At 65.7% G+C, this 18,752-nt stretch carries 20 protein-coding genes; 9 read left to right on the top strand and 11 right to left on the bottom strand.

All coding sequences use genetic code 11. The features are described 5' to 3' along the window. Positions 1–176 precede the first annotated feature (176 nt). The 4 genes from AC0662_RS08915 (at position 177) to AC0662_RS08900 (ending at position 3,501) form a co-directional block, all read left to right on the top strand. Positions 177–332: a hypothetical protein gene (locus AC0662_RS08915; RefSeq protein WP_452196744.1), complete on the top strand. Its 156-nt coding sequence runs from the start codon at positions 177–179 to the stop codon at positions 330–332. Between the two features lie 543 nt (positions 333–875). Next, positions 876–2,189, top strand: coding sequence for a NucA/NucB deoxyribonuclease domain-containing protein (locus tag AC0662_RS08910; RefSeq protein WP_478299488.1), 1,314 nt, complete (start codon positions 876–878; stop codon positions 2,187–2,189). Further along, entirely contained in the window at positions 2,186–2,716 is a 531-nt protein-coding gene (locus AC0662_RS08905) for an SMI1/KNR4 family protein (protein WP_452196742.1), read from the top strand. Before AC0662_RS08910 ends, AC0662_RS08905 begins: the two co-directional genes overlap by 4 nt. Then, positions 2,713–3,501 carry a hypothetical protein gene (locus AC0662_RS08900; protein WP_478299485.1) on the top strand — a complete coding sequence of 263 codons (789 nt, stop codon included), beginning with the start codon at positions 2,713–2,715 and terminating at the stop codon, positions 3,499–3,501. Before AC0662_RS08905 ends, AC0662_RS08900 begins: the two co-directional genes overlap by 4 nt. A 196-nt stretch (positions 3,502–3,697) precedes the next feature. On the opposite strand, the gene AC0662_RS08895 is transcribed toward AC0662_RS08900, so the two are convergent. From AC0662_RS08895 to AC0662_RS08885, 3 genes are all read right to left on the bottom strand, one after another. Next, the gene (locus AC0662_RS08895; protein ID WP_478299483.1) at positions 3,698–4,576 is read right to left on the bottom strand and encodes a PIN domain-containing protein; all 879 of its coding nucleotides are present in this window, start codon (positions 4,574–4,576) and stop codon (positions 3,698–3,700) included. 721 nt (positions 4,577–5,297) lie between these two features. Continuing rightward, positions 5,298–5,855, bottom strand: coding sequence for a hemerythrin domain-containing protein (locus AC0662_RS08890; RefSeq protein WP_478299481.1), 558 nt, complete (start codon positions 5,853–5,855; stop codon positions 5,298–5,300). 12 nt (positions 5,856–5,867) lie between these two features. Further along, positions 5,868–6,092 (bottom strand): DUF7218 family protein, encoded by a 225-nt coding sequence (locus AC0662_RS08885; RefSeq protein WP_452196738.1) that lies wholly within the window; start codon positions 6,090–6,092, stop codon positions 5,868–5,870. 155 nt (positions 6,093–6,247) lie between these two features. Between AC0662_RS08885 and AC0662_RS08880 the strand changes: the two genes are divergently transcribed. Then, positions 6,248–7,468 (top strand): serine/threonine-protein kinase, encoded by a 1,221-nt coding sequence (locus AC0662_RS08880; protein WP_478299479.1) that lies wholly within the window; start codon positions 6,248–6,250, stop codon positions 7,466–7,468. Positions 7,469–7,488: 20 nt separating this feature from the next. Here AC0662_RS08880 and AC0662_RS08875 read toward each other — a convergent pair whose 3' ends face one another. Both AC0662_RS08875 and AC0662_RS08870 read right to left on the bottom strand, forming a co-directional pair. Continuing rightward, positions 7,489–7,908 carry a hypothetical protein gene (locus tag AC0662_RS08875; RefSeq protein WP_478299477.1) on the bottom strand — a complete coding sequence of 140 codons (420 nt, stop codon included), beginning with the start codon at positions 7,906–7,908 and terminating at the stop codon, positions 7,489–7,491. 60 nt (positions 7,909–7,968) lie between these two features. Then, on the bottom strand, positions 7,969–8,343 hold the full coding sequence (locus tag AC0662_RS08870) for a VOC family protein (RefSeq protein ID WP_452196735.1): 375 nt from the start codon (positions 8,341–8,343) through the stop codon (positions 7,969–7,971). Between the two features lie 137 nt (positions 8,344–8,480). Between AC0662_RS08870 and ku the strand changes: the two genes are divergently transcribed. Continuing rightward, the gene (ku, locus tag AC0662_RS08865; RefSeq protein WP_452196734.1) at positions 8,481–9,386 is read left to right on the top strand and encodes a non-homologous end joining protein Ku; all 906 of its coding nucleotides are present in this window, start codon (positions 8,481–8,483) and stop codon (positions 9,384–9,386) included. Between the two features lie 84 nt (positions 9,387–9,470). On the opposite strand, the gene AC0662_RS08860 is transcribed toward ku, so the two are convergent. Further along, entirely contained in the window at positions 9,471–10,250 is a 780-nt protein-coding gene (locus AC0662_RS08860) for a sigma-70 family RNA polymerase sigma factor (RefSeq protein ID WP_478299475.1), read from the bottom strand. Positions 10,251–10,519: 269 nt separating this feature from the next. On the opposite strand from AC0662_RS08860, the gene AC0662_RS08855 reads away from it, so the two are divergent. Then, on the top strand, positions 10,520–11,341 hold the full coding sequence (locus tag AC0662_RS08855) for a SigB/SigF/SigG family RNA polymerase sigma factor (RefSeq protein ID WP_478299473.1): 822 nt from the start codon (positions 10,520–10,522) through the stop codon (positions 11,339–11,341). A 73-nt stretch (positions 11,342–11,414) separates the two neighbouring features. Here AC0662_RS08855 and AC0662_RS08850 read toward each other — a convergent pair whose 3' ends face one another. The 3 genes from AC0662_RS08850 to AC0662_RS08840 all read right to left on the bottom strand — a co-directional run bounded on the left by AC0662_RS08850 (position 11,415) and on the right by AC0662_RS08840 (position 14,829). Beyond that, positions 11,415–12,725: an NAD(P)/FAD-dependent oxidoreductase gene (locus AC0662_RS08850; protein ID WP_452196731.1), complete on the bottom strand. Its 1,311-nt coding sequence runs from the start codon at positions 12,723–12,725 to the stop codon at positions 11,415–11,417. A 193-nt stretch (positions 12,726–12,918) separates the two neighbouring features. Then, positions 12,919–13,614 carry a GAF and ANTAR domain-containing protein gene (locus AC0662_RS08845; protein ID WP_452196730.1) on the bottom strand — a complete coding sequence of 232 codons (696 nt, stop codon included), beginning with the start codon at positions 13,612–13,614 and terminating at the stop codon, positions 12,919–12,921. Positions 13,615–13,857: 243 nt separating this feature from the next. Beyond that, positions 13,858–14,829: a TIGR03557 family F420-dependent LLM class oxidoreductase gene (locus tag AC0662_RS08840; RefSeq protein WP_478299471.1), complete on the bottom strand. Its 972-nt coding sequence runs from the start codon at positions 14,827–14,829 to the stop codon at positions 13,858–13,860. Positions 14,830–15,049: 220 nt separating this feature from the next. On the opposite strand from AC0662_RS08840, the gene AC0662_RS08835 reads away from it, so the two are divergent. Then, entirely contained in the window at positions 15,050–16,153 is a 1,104-nt protein-coding gene (locus AC0662_RS08835) for a carboxylate-amine ligase (RefSeq protein WP_478299469.1), read from the top strand. Between the two features lie 33 nt (positions 16,154–16,186). Here AC0662_RS08835 and AC0662_RS08830 read toward each other — a convergent pair whose 3' ends face one another. Next, the gene (locus AC0662_RS08830) at positions 16,187–16,390 is read right to left on the bottom strand and encodes a CDGSH iron-sulfur domain-containing protein (RefSeq protein ID WP_478299467.1); all 204 of its coding nucleotides are present in this window, start codon (positions 16,388–16,390) and stop codon (positions 16,187–16,189) included. Between the two features lie 314 nt (positions 16,391–16,704). Between AC0662_RS08830 and AC0662_RS08825 the strand changes: the two genes are divergently transcribed. Further along, a complete protein-coding gene (locus AC0662_RS08825; RefSeq protein ID WP_478299465.1) occupies positions 16,705–17,721 on the top strand; it encodes a DNA topoisomerase IB in 1,017 nt (338 codons plus the stop codon). Positions 17,722–17,745: 24 nt separating this feature from the next. On the opposite strand, the gene AC0662_RS08820 is transcribed toward AC0662_RS08825, so the two are convergent. Further along, entirely contained in the window at positions 17,746–18,702 is a 957-nt protein-coding gene (locus tag AC0662_RS08820) for an iron-containing redox enzyme family protein (RefSeq protein WP_478299463.1), read from the bottom strand. Positions 18,703–18,752: the final 50 nt, after the last annotated feature.

Genomic DNA, 18,752 nt, shown 5'->3' with positions numbered 1-18,752 from the left:
CCGGGTCGCCGATACCGCGCGTCGTGTGCGCTGAGCCCGAGTCCTGCTGTACGGCGCTGGCGCGGATCGTTTGATCAGCTTCGAGCAACCCGGGGCAATGTTCGGGGGTGTCGCCGAGCCTCGGTGTTCCGTGGCAGTTCCGTGGCACGTTGGCAATCAACAGGAACGGACGGTAAGTGCTGAGTATCAAAACCGCAGGTCAGGGCCAGATTCGCGCTACCCACCGCAACCTTCCAGCAGGCACCGAGGAGATCTACACCATCTTCGAAGGCACCTCAGAAATCCAGCGCCTCGTCATCGCCCGAGCCATCTCCGGCATGCGCATCAGGTAAACACCCCCCGGCGCGCTACGCAGGTGCTCCGGTCGCTCCGCTCCGTCCCGCACCTGCTACGCGCTACCCCCCACCCCTGGCTCAGCGCCAGAGCATCCCTTGCCGACTACCGCCGACGGGGTTGCGGGCTATCGCCCGCTTCTCGCGCTACCGCGAGTGCGACTGCTTCGTGGTGGAGGCCAACTGGCCTGGACTAGTGAATTCGCCCACGGCCTCCGGGCTGCGTCCGCTCAGGTACGGGCCGTCGTCCGGCGCCCAGGAGGTAGTTGGGGGGAGCAAGAGATCGGTCGTGCCTCGGAAGGAACCACGCCGGCGGAGACCTAAGTACTCCGCAGTTGCGGTGATGCCAGCAACGTGCGGCTTATCTGGCGCCCGAGCCTGTGCTCGACGTAGCGCACCGGGAACGGCTCGCGCAGCTCCAGGCGTCGCCGTGATCTCTGACGGCACCTGTCAAGGGTGTCTGCAGCTTGCTGCAGAACCCGTAACGGGCAAGGCAGCGTTCGCGATGCCGGTGTTGATGACCGCCCCGTCAGAGGAGCATGAATGAGATTGTTCTGTTTGCTCGTCAGTGCTGTGTTTGTTTTGAGCGTCCCAATAATCAGTACGGCTTCGGCGACTGCTGGATCGGCAGAAGTAAGCGCTCTAGGCGTCGTAGCCGGCACGTCTGATCCGACATCTCCGGTTACGCCGACAGGGACACCGAGCGTTCCTGTCCGGAAGGCCGCGTCCGACTATCCGGGACCCCGCCCTCAAGACCCGTTCACGTTCCTGGATCTCGACCAGTGCCGTGCCGAGACGGCAGGACACCAGGAGTTTGCAGAGGAGTTGCGAGGTTTTGCTTTCAACCACTTCCAGTGGTGCGCCTCGACCAAGATCACGCTGTTGACCAATGACGTGAACGACGGCTCTCTGATCGGCGCGGTCCAGTTCCGGGCGACCTTCCTTGCGCAGGCCCCGGAGAATGACCGGCAGTTCACGACTCAGATCCTCATCGACAAGGGTCGCGACAGATGGCCACACACCATGAACCTGGACAACACGAGGCTCCAGTGGAATCCCTCGTGCGAGTTGACTGAACTGAAGGGAACCTGCACCTTCACTCCGGGACACACCGAGCCGCAGTCCATCAGGTATCTCCAGGACCACCCGCAAGCGATCACGCTCCGATCCGAGCAGACCGCATCTTCCGGCAATCCGTACGCGATCATGAAGGGCCTTCTGCGGTTTACCCTGGCCTGGTCGACCGATGCCGGGGTGACCGATCCGGGAGTCGTTCCCCGTGTGCACCAAGGCATTCGCTGTGACTCGGCCGGCGATGTGTCTGGGAGGGTGTACGGGCGTGCATGCATCTTCGACTGGGCGGGATCGGTTCTCCATCTGAACGCGAACGACGAGAACATTGACGAAACAGCCCTTCACATCCGCGACGCCCAGAACGATCCCATGAACGCGGAGCCCAAGCCGCCGACCGGGGTCACCAAGTCGATCCCTTCGATTTTGACTCGGCAGTGGGACGACAAGTTGACTTCCGATCAGCGGCTTGCGTCGAAGGCTGCCTGCGTCAAGGCGTATGGAACCCTGCCGCCGAACTCTGGCAAAGACTGCGATGAGTTCCCCTTTGCAAGCACCAAGGAGGGCTCGTTGGGTGTTGCAGGCCCGGGGCAAGGCGGAACCAACCTGAACTATTCCGTGCGCTACGTGAAGTCGAGTGACAATCAGCTTTCCGGTTCGTGGGTCGGGGCCTGGTACGCAAAGGACCGGCTGCTGCCGGACGATACCTTCAGGGTCGAGATCTTCGATGGGCCCCACGTGCCCGACCAGAACCCCCCACCACCGAAGGCGCAGGCGAATCGATGAGCCAGAACACCCTGATCGGCGCACTGAGTGAGCTCGAAGCGCTGCTGTCCCAGCATCCGCTGCTCAGCGATCAGCTCCTCCCACCTGCGGACTCGGACAAGCTCGCAGCGATCGCTGAGGCCGCGGAGATTCCACTTCCTGACAGCCTTAAGATCCTCTACTCCTGGCATGACGGTGCCCGTAACAGCGACGATGCGTTACCGACCATGTATCTGTTTCCGGACGACTTCCACTTCATGTTCACGGATTGGATCTCCCAGGAGTGGAGGTTCCCGGTGACCTGGTCACGCGATGCCGGCCACCCCGGCCTGCCGTTCGCGAAGCACGACACTGGCATGTTTTTGGTCAACTGCCCGGATGGCACCGTCTGGCGGACCTCGTGGGACCTCATGGTGCCCGGATGGCCGGACGGAACGATGCGCGGCCTCATCAACGGCGTCTGCAACGTCCTCCGCGCCGAAGACGACGACTACGCGGTCGAGATCTCCGATAGCGGACTCAACTGGATAGAGCTGGAGCAGGAATGAACCGCATCCGTACACGAATGACGATCGGCGCCTGCGCCCTGGCAGGTCTGCTGGTAGCCGGAATCGGCCTCCATGCCTCGCAAACACCGGCCGAGGCCACGACCGCGGCCACAATCACTTGTGCTCTCACCTGGAGTACCGGAACTAATCCCGTCAAATCCGCATCCCAGGCGGCGGCGAATTTGCCGCCGCTCACTGTGGTCGGCGGCAAGGGGTACATCAACGCGCCAGCCGTTACCTTGCCCGCACACAAGACCTGCAGCGGAGGCAGTCCGTTCGAAGCCACCTGGACCGCCTATGCCGGAACCACGCCACTGGGCGACATCTGGTTCCTCGACGAGTCACAGGTGACGGAGTACGTGCTCGACGGCGACCCGCTCGGAGTGCGCTCCTGGAAGGGCCATCTTGAGCCTGACGCCGCACAAACCGACGTCACCTTCGTGAACCCACCCGACATCGACTTCCGACTGTCGTCCACCGGCCAACTCGCATCTTGGGCGTTCGGCACCGGCTGCGCAACCATCACCTTCAATGCCGTATCAACGCGCTACGCTGCCAAGTGGAACGGATACGTCTCCAATACCAGCGCCACCGGCTCCATCCAGTACCGCACCGTCGGAAGCAGCACCTGGACCAACGTGGCCACCTTCACCACCGACGCCGCGGGTAAGGCGGCCGTCAGTCGGTCCTTCCCCGGTATCGGCGACTACCGCGTGTGGATGAATGACACTGCCATCACATGGGCGGGGAGCAGCGCCTGGAAGCGGATTCAAAGCACCTGCTAGGCCACCCACGCGACTCCGTGCGCGAGTAGATGTCTTCCGCCAATCCTCATCACGTCTATCTGCGGCGGTTGTCAGCCTTTTATCTTGGTGTTGGGGCTGGCAACCGCCGGGCCGCTCAGACATCTGTCAGGCTGGCGTTCGTTTCGCCGTGGCCGTCCGCCGGCACCGTCTGTACCGGCAGCTCCCTGGAGCCGTGTCAACGCGCAGCTGACGGACGTTTGACTGGCTCTGGCGCGGGGAGGAGTTGGGCGTCGCACCCGTGATGCTGCGCGCGCAGTTTCATGCCGAAATCTCTCGTTACCAAACGGCACGGCAAGCGAGTGATGGGAGCGAGTCGACGGGCGAAATCGATAATGACGCCGTCGGCGTCGGACGGACGCGTTGGGCCAGGGTGGACATAAACCTCGATCGTGGTGTCTCGCCTGCCGGAGCTAGGAAGCCGCTGCGACGGCTTGTCTGGGTTCCCGGGGAGATGCTCGAGCAGCCATTGAATCGACTTGCGGGCCGCAGTCCCGGTGGTCGAGTTCCCTTGCCGCTCGAGGCGGTCGAGTTCGTGAATGGTGACGAGAGGAACCACCAGTGCTACGCCCGCCTCTGTGGCGTCGAGCGAGGTCTGCCAGTCGATGTCGCCGATAGGCAGGTCCTTCGTCAGGAACATGGTTGTGTCGGGCACAGCCAGTATGCAGCTACGGCGGCCCCAGCGAGCGTCTTCAGCGCGCATCCGGTCACGGAGCTGCGCGAACCGATGTTCCAGAGCCTCGGCCTCTTCATGGATGAAGGCAACAAGCCGAGGCATCGCGATATCGGCACCACGGATGCGCCAGTACTCGTCCGTACGGACGTAATCAGACGTTGGGAGTGCTTCACCGTTGGCGTCTGGAGACTTGTAGTCGAATACCTGGGCGAGACGACGGCTCAGGTCGTCCGTATGTCGCAGGTAGTCGTCGCGGAATCCATCAAGGCCCTGGCCCGGACTCATACTTCTGATGTTGGACGCGATAGCCGCTCCCTCGTCCAGAAGTTGTGCGGCGCGTTGCGCACCGAGTCCGTCGCGCAGAGGGGGCAGATCCAGCATACGTAGATTGAAGCGGATCCGGGAGTTGGACGCGACTCGAATACTGCGTTGGGCCGCTGGCGAGCTCTGGACCGTGACGAACGTGCCCGACGTCCACCCCCGGTACGCGGTTCGTGGGCCGACCGCGAAACCAAGCGAAACCGCGCTGCAAAGTTGCTGGAGGCAAGTTCTAGCTCCGTGACAGCTCCGTCCGAGGTTGGTGAACGGTGGTCATCGTCGAGACGCAGTGCGACATTAGATCGCAGGCCAGAGGACACAATCGACATCCGTTCGGTGGTCGACCGCGAACCTGGAACAGATCTACACCATCTTCGAAGGCACGTCGGAGATCCAGCGGCTGGTGGTCGCACGGGCGATTTCGGGCATGCGAATCCGCTGACGTTTCCGCAGGTCAGAGGTCGATTCCAGGACCGTCGAGGTCCGGGCCGCCGTCCGCCTCCCAGTAGGTTGCTGGGGCGTGGTCGGCAGTCTGTTCCGTGGGAGAAAGTGGAGAAGAGACGAGCTAGTCGTCGACAGCGACCTCCAAGGTCCCGTGCAAACGATGAACGCGGGAGGCGCGGTCGACGATCTACATCGAGCGTCCAGGTCAGCGATCCAGCCGGCGATCTCGGACGGCCTGATGCTCCCCAACTGGTCAAGGTGTCCGCGGTGTGGAAATGAGTCTGGAATGCAATCCCTAAGAGGAATGTGAACGGGCTCTGCCGGCGGCGGCGGAGGAGGTCTAGAGGTCGCCGTGTTTGCGTACTTCCTTCTCCAGTTCGTCCTTGGACAGGCCCGAGGTACCGGAGAGGTCGGCGTTGTTCGCTTGCTGGGCGAGTTCGCTGCGGGTCATGTCGCCGGGCTGGTCGCCGAGATGTTGTTTGCGGCTGGCGATGAAGGCTTCGCCGAGTTGGGAGCGGCGCTGGTCCGAAAGGTTCGACCGCATGCCGGGCAGGACTTTGGTCTCTTCCTCTTCGACGTGGTGCGAGACGGCGTCGATGAGGTTCTGGAGGACTTTGTCGAACTTGTTCGAGGTTGGGTCGGTCTCGGCGAGCTTGGCCAGCAGTTGGTCCGCCTCGATGTGTTCCTGCTGGCTGTGGGACACCTCTTCCTTCTCGCCGGCTTCGGACGCGGCGACCGGGTACACCTCGGCTTCCTCGGCCCGGCTGTGGGCCGTCAGCAGAGTAGTCAGGACCGGTAGCAGGTTCGGTCGCTTCTCCGGGTTGTCCTTCAGTTCGTCGAACAGCCTCTCGACTTCGCGGTGGTCCTGCATGATCAGGTCGACAACGTCGGTACTCATCACGTCTCCTCCTCAGCTCTTGTCTGCTGCGGCCTTTCCACCCTTCCGGCCGGCCTTCTTTTTCTGCGCGGTCGTGCCACCCTGCTTGCTGTCGCCGCCTTTGCCGCTCTGCTGGCCGCCGTGTTTGCTCGACTGTGGCGAGTTGGCGATCTTCGCGGCGCGCTCCTTGGACATCCCCTTGTCCTTCAGCGCTTCGTACTGCTTCTCGTTCTTCACGTTCGCCGACTTCCCGGGCATGACAACCTCCAACGGACTCGACAGGATCGTGCGAGCGGAAACGCGCCGTTCCGGTACCCGCGGGGAATTCGGGCTAACGCTCGGTCGTACGACGGAGGCCCGTTGACGGCTGAACACAGCGAATGGTGCGGTGTGCGCGAGGGTACTGACGTGCCGTGGGGAACACAGATCAGGAGCTGGTTGCCGGCCGCTATCGGCTTCACGATGTGCTTGGACGTGGCGGGATGGGCGAGGTGTACCGGGCCACGGACGAGGTACTCGATCGCCCGGTAGCGCTTAAACTGATGAGGCCGGTTCCAGGTCTGGATTCGTTGGTCCGACCGGACAGATTTCTGCGGGAAGCGCGTGTCACAGCGCGGATCCAGGATCCGCATGTCGTCGCCACCTACGACTTCGGCCGCGAGCAGGACCGCTACTACATTGCGATGGAACTCGTGAACGGCCGGTCCGTGGCCGAGGAGCTGAAACGGAACGGTCCGTTCTCGGTGGAGATGGCGCTCAGCGTCGTCAGGCAAGCTGCGGCCGGTCTCGCTGCCGCTCACGATCTCGGCATCGTGCACCGCGACGTCAAGGCGGGGAACCTGGTGCTGGCTGCGGACGGGACCGTCAAGCTCGCTGATTTCGGGATCGTCAGAGTCTTGGACGACGAGACGACGACAATGACGTCCAAGGGCCAGATCGTGGGTACGAGTCATTGCCTCGCGCCGGAGCGCGCGCTGGGGCACCCGGCCGAACCTCCGGCGGACGTCTACGCGCTCGGGTGCGTGCTCTATCAACTGGTGACAGGTCATCCGCCGTTCATGGCGGAGTCACCAGCCTCGATCATGTACCAGCACGTGCAGGCCGCACCTTCGCTGCCGAGCGAGCTTCGGCCGCATCTCAGCGGCGAGGTCGACGAGCTGATCCTCTGGATGCTCGACAAGGACCCGAGCCGGCGACCGACCGCGCGTCAGGTCGCGAACGGCGTACCTCCGACGACCTTCGCGGACGCGACGACGGCATGTCTGCCGGTACGTCGAAGCGGGTCGAAGCCGAGGCTTGTCGGGGCGGCTGCACTCCTCGCCTTGGTCTTCGTGGCAACCGCGGGGCTCGTCGTGGGAACCCGAGGCGGCGAGCTGCCGGCAACGAACCAGCTCGCGCCCGCCGACGCCGCCGAGCCGCAGAGGGTCCCACCTTCGACACCGACACCAACACCGACCCCGACGCGTGCATCGACGCGGTCGACACCGGAGGCTGAGCGCAGCGCGCGCACGCACGTTCCAACCACCGTTCCGTCCACGGGCAAGTCGCAGGATCGCGGCACGGGAGTGAACGGAGCCAAGCAGCACAAGGCAAAGGCGCCGAAATCCAAGAAGGCCAAGAAGCCGACGAGCTGAGCTCTCCAGAGACTGGATGGTCAGAAGCCGTGATGGGGTTCGCCGGGCGTCGCGCGTTCCCGCTTCATCTCCGCCTCGAGTTGGTGTGGGTGATCTCCGGTCAGCTCGCGCCGGATCGTGCGGTGATGTGCGGCCCAGGGTTCGTAGTACGTCTGCTCGTAGTCCTCGACGATCTGGAACGTCCACCGCCCGTCGTTGACGTTGCGTCCGACGAGTTCCTTCTCCAGGTCGTCGGCTACCTGCTCGTGACCGGCCTCGCGGAGCAGTCGGACTGCCTCGACCAGTTCGTTGTCTGCCTTGCCCGTCAGCTGATGGAACTCGTACAGCGCCCCGCGTGCCCTGATCACGGTCTCCATCGCCGACGTGAAGGCGCCGACCGCCGCGACCGTCGCGTCGTCCACCCCATCGGGCCGAGCGAATACCCCCGGTAGTTCAGTCATACCTCTGCGGTACCCCGACCGGCCGACCGAGATTCTGCGACACTGAGCTCCTGTGAGCCTCTAGTGGCCCGGTAAGAAGAGGCAGAACGGGTGTCCGTCGGGATCGCGCATGACTCGGACGCCTTGTTGCGGCTGGTGTGCGTCGATGGTGGCGCCGAGGTTCTGGGCGCGCTCGACCTCCCGGTCGAGGTCGTCGACCTGGATGTCGAGATGGGTCTGCATTTGCTGGGTTCCTGGACCTTGCGGCCAGACGGGCGGCACATGGTCGGCTTCGAGCTGGAAGCTCAGTCCGGGGCGCTCCGAGTCGGGGTGGCGCAGACGAACCCATTCGGGCTCTCTGCTGACTTCGATCCAGCCGAGCAGGTCGCGATAGAAGTCGGCGAGCGCCGGCGGATCGGGCGTTCCGAGGACGGTGGCGGCGAGGTTCGCTGTCATGTGCGGTGGCCTTTCGCGTGTTCAGGTCCACGCTGTGCCCAGACAGGCCGCAAATATGCTGTGCCTCTGCGGCGTGTGAGCTCGTGCTACCGGGGCGGGTGGGTACTGGTGGGGTCGACACGGAGAGGGGTCGAGGGATGGCGCGGGCGAACTGGAGTGGATACATCAACTTCGGGCTGGTCTCGGTTCCGGTCGGGCTGTACAGCGCGACCCAGGAGCACGAGATCGACTTCCATCAGTTCCAGAAGGGGACCTCGGACAGGGTCCGGTACAAACGGGTCAATGAGCGGACCGGGCGCGAGGTTCCGTACGACAAGATTGTGAAGGGTCACGACGTCGGTGGCGGGGAGTACGTGATCGTCGAGCCGGACGAATTGGACGACATCGCGCCGGGTAAGTCCCGCTCGCTCGAGATCGACACCTTCGTCGACCTCGACGAGATCGATCCGATGCATTTCCAGAAGAGCTACTACCTCGGACCGTCGGATGCCGAGAACGCGTCGTCGTACGCCTTGCTCCGGGACGCGCTGGCGAAGACGAACCGGGCCGGGATCGCGAAGTTCGTGATGCGCGGCAAGGAGTACCTGGCGACGATCCGCGCCGACGGCAAGGTGCTGGTTCTCGAGACAATGTTCTTCGCCGACGAGATCCGCGACCCGGACGACGAGCTCGGCGACCTGCCGCGCAAGAGTGGCGCCGGCAAGCAGTTGTCGATGGCCGTCGACCTGGTCGAGGCGATGAGCGGTGAATGGAAGCCGGCGGCCTACCAGGACACCTACACCGAGCGGGTGAAAGACCTGGTCAAGGCCAAGCACCAGGGCAAGGATGTCGTGTATTCCGAGGAAGAGCCGCAGGCCACCAACCCAACGGATCTGGTCGCCGCCCTGCGAGCGAGCGTCGATTCCGCCCGCAAGGCCCGCTCAGCCCAGAAGAAGACGCCGCAGAAGAAGACGCCGGCGAAGAAGACATCAGCGAAGAAGACGGCAAAGAAGGCGGCCGCGAAGAAGACGGCCGCGAAGAAGAGTGGGAAGAAAGCGGCCTGAGCGCCCTGACCGTGCCTCGCCACCGTCCTCAAGCAAACCATGCTGAGAGTCGCCCACAAGGCGGGCGGGAGGCAGGGATGAAGGTCAGGCGGTGAGGGCGAGTTGCAGGCGTCCCAGGATGGCGCGGAGCAGCCGGGAGACGTGCATTTGGCTGAGTCCGAGTTCGGCGCCGATCTGCGCCTGGGTGAAGTGCTCGACGAAGCGCATCCGCAAGATGGCGCGATCCCGATCGGGTAGTCCGTCGACGACCGGACGAAGTGAGTGGACTTGGTCGACCAGTTCGTAGGTGTTGCTCGGGTCGGCCGTTTCGCGGATGTGCCGAGCTCCGGTGTCCGAGGGGCGCTCGGCGTCCAACGAGGTCGGATGGAAGCAGCCGCGGGCCTGCTCGGCCTCGGTGATTTCGTCGATGTCGATACCAGTGGCGGCGGCGAGTTCCTGGAGGCTCGGCCAATGGCAGAGGTCGGCCGCCAAACCGGTCTGGGCGGCGTTGATGTGGGACTGGATCTCTTGCAGACGGCGCGGGAGCTTGATGGCCCAGGCGCGGTCTCGGAAGTGGTGCCGGATCCCACCGCGGATCGTTGGCAGCGCGTACGACCTGAAGTCCGAGTCGCCGCTCGGCCGATAGTTGCGTACGGCTTTGATCAGATGTTCGAACGCCACCTGTTCGAGGTCCTCGTCGTCGACACCGCGTCCGCGGTAGCGGCTCGCCAGTGTCCGGGCGAGCGGAAGGCCTGCGAGGATCGCTTCGCTGAGGAGCTCTTCGCGCCGGGGCCCGTCGGCGGCGTACGCGGTTCGAAGGAGAGATTCCAGTTTCGCCGACTCCGCGCGGCGTGCGGAGAGGGAGGCCGGCTTGCCAACTGCCATGGATTTGTCCTGGGGGTGTCAGCTCCGGACCATCGCGGCAGGTAGTTGTACCGCCGTCCGGCGCCTGTCGGGTACCCACACCTGAAACGTGAGTCGCAGCCCAAGCCCGCCGAATGGGCTCCTGCAACAGGTGGCGGAGAGCAAGCACTAGCTGGGTTCGCGTGCAGCTCGGTGTCGGTGTGGTGCGGATGGGGTATGTTCCTGTCTGCAGGCATGACCGTGGTCCAGATAAGTGCCACGCCGTGACGACAGTCGCGAGGTCATCCAAAATGGTTATCAGCATCATGGAGCGGGCATCTGCCCGTCGTTCCGCCCCGGCCGATCGGGCCGCACGCGAAGCAGCCACCAGAGAACTCATGCAACGCCGGGCTGCCAGCATCGACGAATCCGAGCGTCAGCAGCTGCTCGAAGAGATCGTCGAGCTCAATCTCGAGATGGCCAAGGGCATCGCGCGCCGCTTCCGCGGCCGGGGTGCGGAGGCCGACGACCTCGAGCAGGTCGCCTACCTGGGGCTGGTCAAGGCAGCCCATCACTACCGCCTGGAGGCGGAGACGCCGTTCATCGGCTTCGCCGTCCCGACGATCCGGGGCGAGGTGAAACGGTACTTCCGCGACTGCGCGTGGACCGTTCGGATCCCGCGCCGGCTGCAGGAGCTGCAGGGCACGATCGCGCAGAAAGTGCCGGAATTGGAGCAGCGACTGAACCGCGAGCCGACGCGTGCGGAGCTGGCCGAGTACCTCGAGGTCGAGGTGGCCGAGGTCGATCAGGCGCTGGCGGCGCGGGGGTGTTTCAACGTGCTCTCGCTGGATCGTCCCGCGGAGGCGGACGCGGACCTGACGCTGGCCGATGTGGTCGCCGATGACGACGACGGCGGGGTCGACCGGTTGGAGACGGTCGAGATGCTGCAGCCGGTGCTTGCCGGTCTCAGCGACCGCGACCGGCGAATCCTGCACCTGCGGTTCGTCGAGAGCCGCACGCAGGCCGAGATCGGTCGTGAGATCGGCGTCAGCCAGATGCAGGTTTCCCGGGTGCTCCGGAGCATCCTCGACCGCCTGCGCGACCAGCTCGACCCGGAGCCGATCGCCGCCTAGCCCGATTCCCCTGAACTCGATTCCGGAGCCTGCTCGTTCAAACCCTGCGTGCGGGCGGGCTCCGGATCGCAGCTCAGGCGGGTCGGCGGGTCGTGACGTGCTCGGGTGACGCGGTTTCGAGGGGGATGTTGTCGGCCGGGATGACGCCGAGCTGGGTGGTTCGGCGCCCGAGGGCAGCGTCGAACAGCCACTCGGTCGCGGTGCGGACGCGGTTCCCGGGCATCGAGAGCAGGTGGTACCCGCGGGTGACGGCCTTGGCAGGAAGCCCCGCAATGGGGAGGTGGAAGGGGTCCGCTGCCGCCTGACCGCCGCCGAGGTCGACGACGAAGCCGAGGTCGTTGTGCTTGTAGGGCCTGAGCTCGCCGGTGCCGAACGTGGCGGCGATGTTGTCCGCGACGTGCTTGCCCTGCCGCTGAGCGTGCTGTGCTGTCATCGGCGTCACCTCGCCTGGCCGGGTCAGATCCGGTACGGCGGCCGCGTCTCCACACGCGAAAACGTCCGGGTGCCCGGGTACGCGCAGGTACTCGTCGACGACAAGTCGCCCCTTCTCGGTCTTCAGACCAAGTCCGTCGACCACGGGGTCCGGACGCACGCCGACGCACCAGATCAGCGAACGCGTCGGGATGCTGGTCTTGTCGGTGAGCCGCACACACTGCTCTTCGGCCTCCTCGACCGACACGCCCATCCGGACGTCGACGTCGCGCCGGCGCAGGACCGAGTCCGCCGTCCGCGAGAGTCGCTCGTCGAGCTCGGGGAGGACCCGATCGGCAACATCGAGCAGCATCCAGCGCACCCGCTGCGAGCGCAGCCGCGGATGGCGCTTCTGCAGCAGGGCGGTGTAGAGGACGCCGTGCGCGGCGACCTCGGTTCCGGTGTAGCCGGCACCGACCACGACGAAGGTACACAACGCGTCGCGCAGCGCCTGGTCGTCGGTCGCGTCCGCGAGTTCGATCTGCTGAGTCAGGTGATCGCGAAGGAACACGGCCTCCGGGATGCCGCGGAACCCGTGCGCGTGCTCGGCGACGCCGGGGATCGGGAGCAGCTTGTTCACGCTTCCGGCCGCGATCACCAGCCGGTCGCACCCGAGCTCACCACGGTTGCCCTCGGGATCGGCGTACCGGACTGTCTTGCGCTCGAGGTCGAGGCCGTCGACCTCGCCGAGGACCAGCCGTACGTCGGGCAGCGTGTCGGCGATCGACACAGTCACCTGCCGGGGTTCGAGAAGGCCGGTAGCCACCTCTGGCAGCAGCGGCACATAGAGGAAGTAGTCGGTCGGGTTGACGACCACGATCTCGGCACGTCCTCCGGCCAGCTTGGACAGCCGCCGGGCGGCATGAAACCCGGCGAACCCTGCTCCGACGATCACCACTCTCGGCAAGCTCATACCTGCTCAGTACCAGCTCGTCCATACCCCAAACCCCCAATGACCATCGGCCGTCGGCACCTCGCGCGCCCGATGGCTGTGCAGCAGGAGGCCGAGTCAACGGTGGCCGTTGACATGCCTCGGTCTCGCGTAAGTTCGTGGCGCCCGTCCGCTCAAGTACGGCACCGCACGTCGCGCGGTCGATTGGCACGAATCAGGCTGATCTGCGTGTGGCGATGATCTTCTGGGCGGTGGCACTGGGTTCGAGGTGGGCGTCTTGTGCGTAGCGGCGCATCACGTCGGAGGCCTGGTCGCTGGTGAGGTCGTTGCGTTCCATCAGGATCCCGATCGCCTGTCCGACGAGTTTGCGGGTGTCCATTGCCTGGATGAGGTATGCCTTGTGACGGACGTCCGCGATGGCGATCGAGGCGTGCGACGCGAGGATGTGCGCGATCTCTTCGTCCTCGTGCCCGAAGGCATGGGGTTTGTCGTGGTAGAGCGACAAGGCGCCGATGGGGAAGGGCCCGGTGGCCAGGGGCACGTGCAGCATCGCGTTGATCGGGTGCTCGGCGACGAGCCGGCTCCACAACGGCCACCGGGTGTCGGTGGCGGGATCTGCGACATGCACAGCGACCGCTGAGGTCACAGCGTGCAGCATCGGTCCGTCGCCGACTTCGAGCTGCCAGTTCAGGACGTACGCCACGATGGGGTCGGTCGCGTGGGCGACCTCGATACCGCCGTCGGGGGCCACCACCGAGATTCCTGCGTGTTCACACAGGTCGAGAACCTGTACGGCGTACCGGCCGATGGTCTCGGCGGTTGCCTCGAGTCCCTCGACGGACTCCAGGTCCAGCGCCAGGCGTCCGAACGTTTCGGCCGGGCCTTCGAGTGCGGTGTTCGCACCGGACATTTGACGTCACCTCCGCAGGGTCTGGACGGACGTGTGCCGCTGGTGTCGCCGGGCGAGGACGTAGCAGGTCGCTACGGTTGCCCGACTATCGGCCCCGTACCCGATCGCGCGCGATGTAAGCCACAACGGCAGAAAGTAGCCGGATTCGCGGTGTCGATACCCCCTGTGACGGGCGGTTGCACTCGGCTCCCGGGCGGCAGCCTGCGCCGCCGCCGGACTCAGTCGTCGGGGTCCCGACCTGAGTCACCTGTCAGTGCGGTGCTTCCGAAGTTCCGGGAGAACCTCGGTGCGGTAGAGATTCATCATGTCGGTGGTGTGCGGGCCCATGTTCGCGACGTACACCTCGTCGAAGCCGGCATCGGCGTACGGCGTGAAGGCGTCGAGGTGCACGTCCGCCTTGGGTCCGCAGGCGACGGACCGTGCTGTGGACGCCTCGGTCACCAATTGGCTGGCCTGTTCGAAGTGTCGCGGTGAGGGCAGCACCTGGGCGAGTTCGCCGGGGAGTCCGGAGTTGGCCCAGATCCGGTGTGCCTGCTCGACACCTTCGTCGGCCGTCGGTGCGTAGCTGACCTTGAACCCGGCCTGCGCCGGCTTGCCGCCACCGCCGTGATCGCGGAACCGCCGCAGCAGCCCACGATCGGGTGACGTGGTCAGATACCCGTCGGCGATCCGCGCTGCCACATCTGTTGCCTCCGGCCCGAATCCGGACATGTAGATCGGCAGTGGTCCCTCCGGCCGCGTGTAGATCCGTGCGGTGTCGACCGTGTAGTGCTTGCCGTGGTGGCTGACGAATCCGTCCTCGGTCCACAGCCGCCGCATGATCTCGACGGCCTCTTCCAGCATTTCCAGCCGGATGTCGACCGTCGGCCACACCGTACCGAGGATGTGCTCGTTCAATGCCTCGCCGGTTCCGACGCCGAGCCGGAACCGCCCGTCCAGCAGTACGGCGCTGGTAGCGGCCGCCTGCGCGATGACCGCCGGGTGGATACGCACGGTAGGGCAGGTGACCGCAGTGGTCACCGGGAGCTCACACACCCGGGAGATCGCGCCGATCACCGACCAGACGAACCCGCTCTGTCCCTGCTCGTCGTTCCACGGATGGAAGTGGTCGCTGATCCACAGCCCGTCGAATCCGGACTCCTCGGCCATCCGGGCCTGCTCGACCAACTCGCCCGGCGAGTACTCCTCGCTGGACAGGAAGTATCCGATCTTCACGCGGTCCCTCCGCTCATGGTGATGACGCAGAACTCGTCGTCTCCCGCACCGGGCGCTGGGGTGTGGGAACCGTGGACATGGCTGCCTTCTACGCGGCTAGAAGCCCTCGTACGCAACGGTGCCCGGCGAGCCGCGCTCCATGCGGACCGCGGCGAATGTGGGTCGGTGGGCCGGGCACCGGCTGGAGCACAGACGGCGCGATCCAGCGAGGTGATCGAAGATGACGACCGCGGATGAGTTGATGACAGTCGACATCGACCAGCTCCGGTCGAGATTCTCCGACACCGAGGCGGGGACCGTCGGTTTCGAGGAAGAGCTCCTGCTGGTGCACCGTGATACGTGGCTGCCGGCAGCGGCGGCGGCCGTCGTCGCGGGCATCGACGATCCTCGCGTGAAGCTGGAACTTCCGGCGTGCCAGCTCGAGATCGCGACGACGGTGCATGCCGGCGTTGTGGGTGCAGTCGACGAGCTGAAGGTCTGTCGAGCGTTGGTCGCCGACGCCTGTGATCCCCACCTGATGCCGATTGCGGCGCCCGTGCACCCGCTCTTCGACGGGCCTGCGCCGCTCTCGCACACGGAGCGGGCGTCCGGACTCGCGGCGCGGTACCGCGAGGTGATCGGTCGGCAGCTGGTCTCTTCGTTCCAGGTCCACCTCGCTTTCGGCGACCCCGACTGCACGCTGGCCGTGTATCACTGGTTGCGGAACGTGCTTCCGGAGTTGGCCGCGCTGGCCGGCGCCGCTCCGTTCGTGGGCGGCCGCGACACGGGATTGTGTTCGGCACGTCCGGTGGTCGCTGCCCAACTGCCGCGCCAGGGGGTGCCACCGATCATCCACTCCTGGGAGGAATTCGCCGCGGACCTTGCCTGGGCGGTGCGAGGAGGATCCTTGCGGGACGCGTCGGAGTGGTGGTGGGAGCTTCGGCCGCATCTCGGCTACGGCACGCTCGAGCTGCGAGTTCTCGACGTACAGCCGACCGTGAAGCAGAACGGCGCGATCGCGCGCCTCGTTTATGCACTCGGTGCGAGGTTCGCGGACCTGTACCGGACGGGTGAGCTCCCAGCGGCGGCGCCGGCGTGGAGGATCGCGGAGAACCGCTGGGTCGCGCTGCGTGACGGCGTCCGTGGAGAGCTGCTCGATCTGCACACCGGTGAGGCTCGATCGACCCGGCGCTGCTTGCACGAGCTCATCGATGCCGCGGAGCCGTACCTGACGGGCGGTCTGGACGAGGCGCGGAGCATGGTCGAGGATCCGCCGGTGGAACACCTCAGGGCGCTCGGTGCCGCGGGCGTCGTTCCGTGGCTTGCAGAAGTGTTCCTCGCGTGAGGCTGGTGAGGTTCGCCGAGGCCTTCGCGCACCTCAGGCGGCGCCGTGGTGGGGAAGGGTGTGGGTGCCGTCGCAGAACGGTGGGATGGCGGTGCGGCCACAGCGGCACAGCGCCACGGTACGGCGGACTGTCGGGATCGGATCGCCGTCCTCGTCCAGTAGCTGGAAGTCGCCGCGGACCAGGATCGGACCCTGCGGGTAGGCGCGGATCTGGGTCGCGCTGTCGTCGTTGGCCATGACCGTTCGGTACCCAGGCTTCGTGTGAACTCACCGGAGTTCCTGAGGTATCGACCGGGCCACGATTCGATGCCTCCGGCCCGGGTACCTGGTTGATCGGCGCGCAGGCAGCAGATCCCGAGCTTCTTGCGACGCAAGCGCACAGGAGTTGGTAGCCATGCAACAGTTGCGGATCCGGCGGCGACCGCGAGTCGCCGCGAGACGGAGGCTGACCGAGGTGCTCGATCTGCGAACCCCTTCAGGTCGGCGCTTGCCGTACTGACGCCTGAACGCGTCTACGGCCGGTCCGGGTGTGGTGGTGGGTACTGGAGGGCATGAGGCTTCGCCGGAGCCGTCCTGAGGAGGATGGATTCACCCGCCGCAAACGTGGGCGCGGGTTCAGCTATCTCGACGTCGATGGTGACCCGATCCGGGACACCGATGTCGTGGAGCGGATCCGGACGCTGGCGATTCCGCCGGCTTGGACCGACGTGTGGATCTGCCCGTATCCGAACGGACACATCCAAGCCACCGGCAACGATGAGGCGGACCGGCGGCAGTACCTTTACCACGACGACTGGCGCTCGGCACAGGATGCTGACAAGCACGACCGCGTCCGGATGCTCGCGCGGAAGTTACCGGCGTTCCGGGAAGCAGTGGACGACGATCTCTCCACCCGCGGACTCGATCGGCGACGGGTGCTGGCGGTTGCGCTGCGGATGCTCGACCACGGCGTCTTCCGGACCGGCAACACGAAGTACGCCGACGAGAACGGAAGTCACGGTGCGGCGACCATGCGGCGGGGCGACGTACGGGTGAGCAAGGGCAGGCTGGTGTTCGACTTCGTGGCGAAAGGTGGTCAGCGGCGGCGGGTCGAACTGGACGACGATCGGCTGGTCGCGGCCGTGCGCTCGCTGAAACGTGGTCGGCATCGGACCAACCGTTTGCTCGTCTTCCGCGACGGCGACGGCTATCACGAGCTTGATGCCGCGATGATCAACGAGCGGTTTCAGGAACTGGTCGGCGACGACTACACGGTCAAGGATCTGCGCACGTGGACCGCTACGGTGCACGCCGCGGTCGAGCTCGCGGAGGCCGATCCGCCGTCGACGAAGAAGGCCTTGAACGCCGCGGTGAAGGACATGCTCGACGAGGTGTCGGATCACCTCGGGAACACACCTACGGTGGCGCGGAGCTCGTACGTCGACCCGCGAATCGTCGACCAGTACGAACACGGCCGCACGATCGCGGGCACGGTCGGCCGGGTCGGCACCGACCTGGACGACGAGCAGGCCCGCGGGGCACTCGAACGAGCCGTGAACCAGGTCCTGGACCAGGCCACGCGACACTGACGGCTGACGCAGGCTGAGCGGGGCTCACCCCGCGGCGGTGTCAGGGCGGCGCAGGTGGCGTCCGGAGGCCTGCCATGCGGTCAGCAGGTGCTCGGCGAAATAGTTGTCCACAGCAAGGGAGCACTGTGCGCCGAACAGCACGTCGCCGACCGCCTCCGGGTGTTGCCGCACGTAGCTGCCGCAGAGGTCGTGCGCCGCGACCTGTTCGTGAACAGCGTCCGCCTCGACATGTTCGGTGAAGTAGCGCGCTTGCTCCTCCGACGCGCCGAGTCTGGTGGCGCCGGCGGCGTACTGGCGATTGGGCAGCGTGGACGTCATCTCGAGCGCTGCGAGGTGGCCGAGGAGCGCTCCGGTCCACCGGCAGTGGACCGCGAACAGTGACATCACGTTCGACACCGCAAGCGTCACGGCCGGGACCGCCGGCACGTAGCGACCGTAGGTGTCGTCGAGGCCGAGCCAGCGCATCGTCGCACGGAAGAGCTCGGAGTGCATGCGTTCCGCGCGGCCGCCGCCGTACTCGTCGGCCTCGATCTCGACCAGTGCGGCCTTCGCTGCGCCGTCGAGGCGCGGGATGCCGAAGCTGTGCGGGTCGGCTTCCTTGAGCTGATAGATGGACCGATTGAGCAGGAACTCGCGGAACTGATCTCTCGTCGCATGCCGACGCAGGTACGGCGCGAGTCGCGGGCCGTCGTCGCTTTCGGTCAGTGCTCGCAACTGCTCCGCGACCGGATGATCCGTTGGACGAACCCGGCAGGCGGCTTCCAGCCAGTTGATCCAGGGCCGCTCCAGGCGGGAGCGGAAGGCAATCACGTCAGGATCCCACTGCCGGTCGGGTTCGACATCGTCGAACCCGCGGTACTGCAGCTCGTACGCGATCCAGAGCGCCAGTTGCAGGTCCTCGTCAGCGAAGGCGCGCGGGTGATCGCCGACCTCGATGCGGTGGTGGTCGGCGGTGGCGGCGCGCGCGAGCCGTTCTGTCAACCAGGCGCTCAGTGGTCCACGTGGCGGTGGCAGGTGCATGCAGCTCCCTC

Source organism: Kribbella sp. NPDC043289 (assembly GCF_056436705.1).
Note: the sequence above shows the minus strand (reverse complement) of the source record. Positions and strands in the feature narration are given on the sequence as shown.

Bases quoted from the DNA above. Each gene is read 5' to 3' on its own strand.
- AC0662_RS08910 (WP_478299488.1), top strand. From the start codon at position 876: ATGAGATTGTTCTGTTTGCTCGTCAGTGCTGTGTTTGTTTTGAGCGTC.
- AC0662_RS08830 (WP_478299467.1), bottom strand. From the start codon at position 16,390: ATGGCCAACGACGACAGCGCGACCCAGATCCGCGCCTACCCGCAGGGT.
- AC0662_RS08850 (WP_452196731.1), bottom strand. From the start codon at position 12,725: ATGAGCTTGCCGAGAGTGGTGATCGTCGGAGCAGGGTTCGCCGGGTTT.
- AC0662_RS08825 (WP_478299465.1), top strand. From the start codon at position 16,705: ATGAGGCTTCGCCGGAGCCGTCCTGAGGAGGATGGATTCACCCGCCGC.
- AC0662_RS08900 (WP_478299485.1), top strand. From the start codon at position 2,713: ATGAACCGCATCCGTACACGAATGACGATCGGCGCCTGCGCCCTGGCA.
- ku (WP_452196734.1), top strand. From the start codon at position 8,481: ATGGCGCGGGCGAACTGGAGTGGATACATCAACTTCGGGCTGGTCTCG.
- AC0662_RS08875 (WP_478299477.1), bottom strand. From the start codon at position 7,908: ATGACTGAACTACCGGGGGTATTCGCTCGGCCCGATGGGGTGGACGAC.
- AC0662_RS08870 (WP_452196735.1), bottom strand. From the start codon at position 8,343: ATGACAGCGAACCTCGCCGCCACCGTCCTCGGAACGCCCGATCCGCCG.
- AC0662_RS08885 (WP_452196738.1), bottom strand. From the start codon at position 6,092: ATGCCCGGGAAGTCGGCGAACGTGAAGAACGAGAAGCAGTACGAAGCG.
- AC0662_RS08895 (WP_478299483.1), bottom strand. From the start codon at position 4,576: ATGCTGGATCTGCCCCCTCTGCGCGACGGACTCGGTGCGCAACGCGCC.
- AC0662_RS08905 (WP_452196742.1), top strand. From the start codon at position 2,186: ATGAGCCAGAACACCCTGATCGGCGCACTGAGTGAGCTCGAAGCGCTG.
- AC0662_RS08835 (WP_478299469.1), top strand. From the start codon at position 15,050: ATGACGACCGCGGATGAGTTGATGACAGTCGACATCGACCAGCTCCGG.
- AC0662_RS08860 (WP_478299475.1), bottom strand. From the start codon at position 10,250: ATGGCAGTTGGCAAGCCGGCCTCCCTCTCCGCACGCCGCGCGGAGTCG.
- AC0662_RS08855 (WP_478299473.1), top strand. From the start codon at position 10,520: ATGGTTATCAGCATCATGGAGCGGGCATCTGCCCGTCGTTCCGCCCCG.
- AC0662_RS08845 (WP_452196730.1), bottom strand. From the start codon at position 13,614: ATGTCCGGTGCGAACACCGCACTCGAAGGCCCGGCCGAAACGTTCGGA.
- AC0662_RS08890 (WP_478299481.1), bottom strand. From the start codon at position 5,855: ATGAGTACCGACGTTGTCGACCTGATCATGCAGGACCACCGCGAAGTC.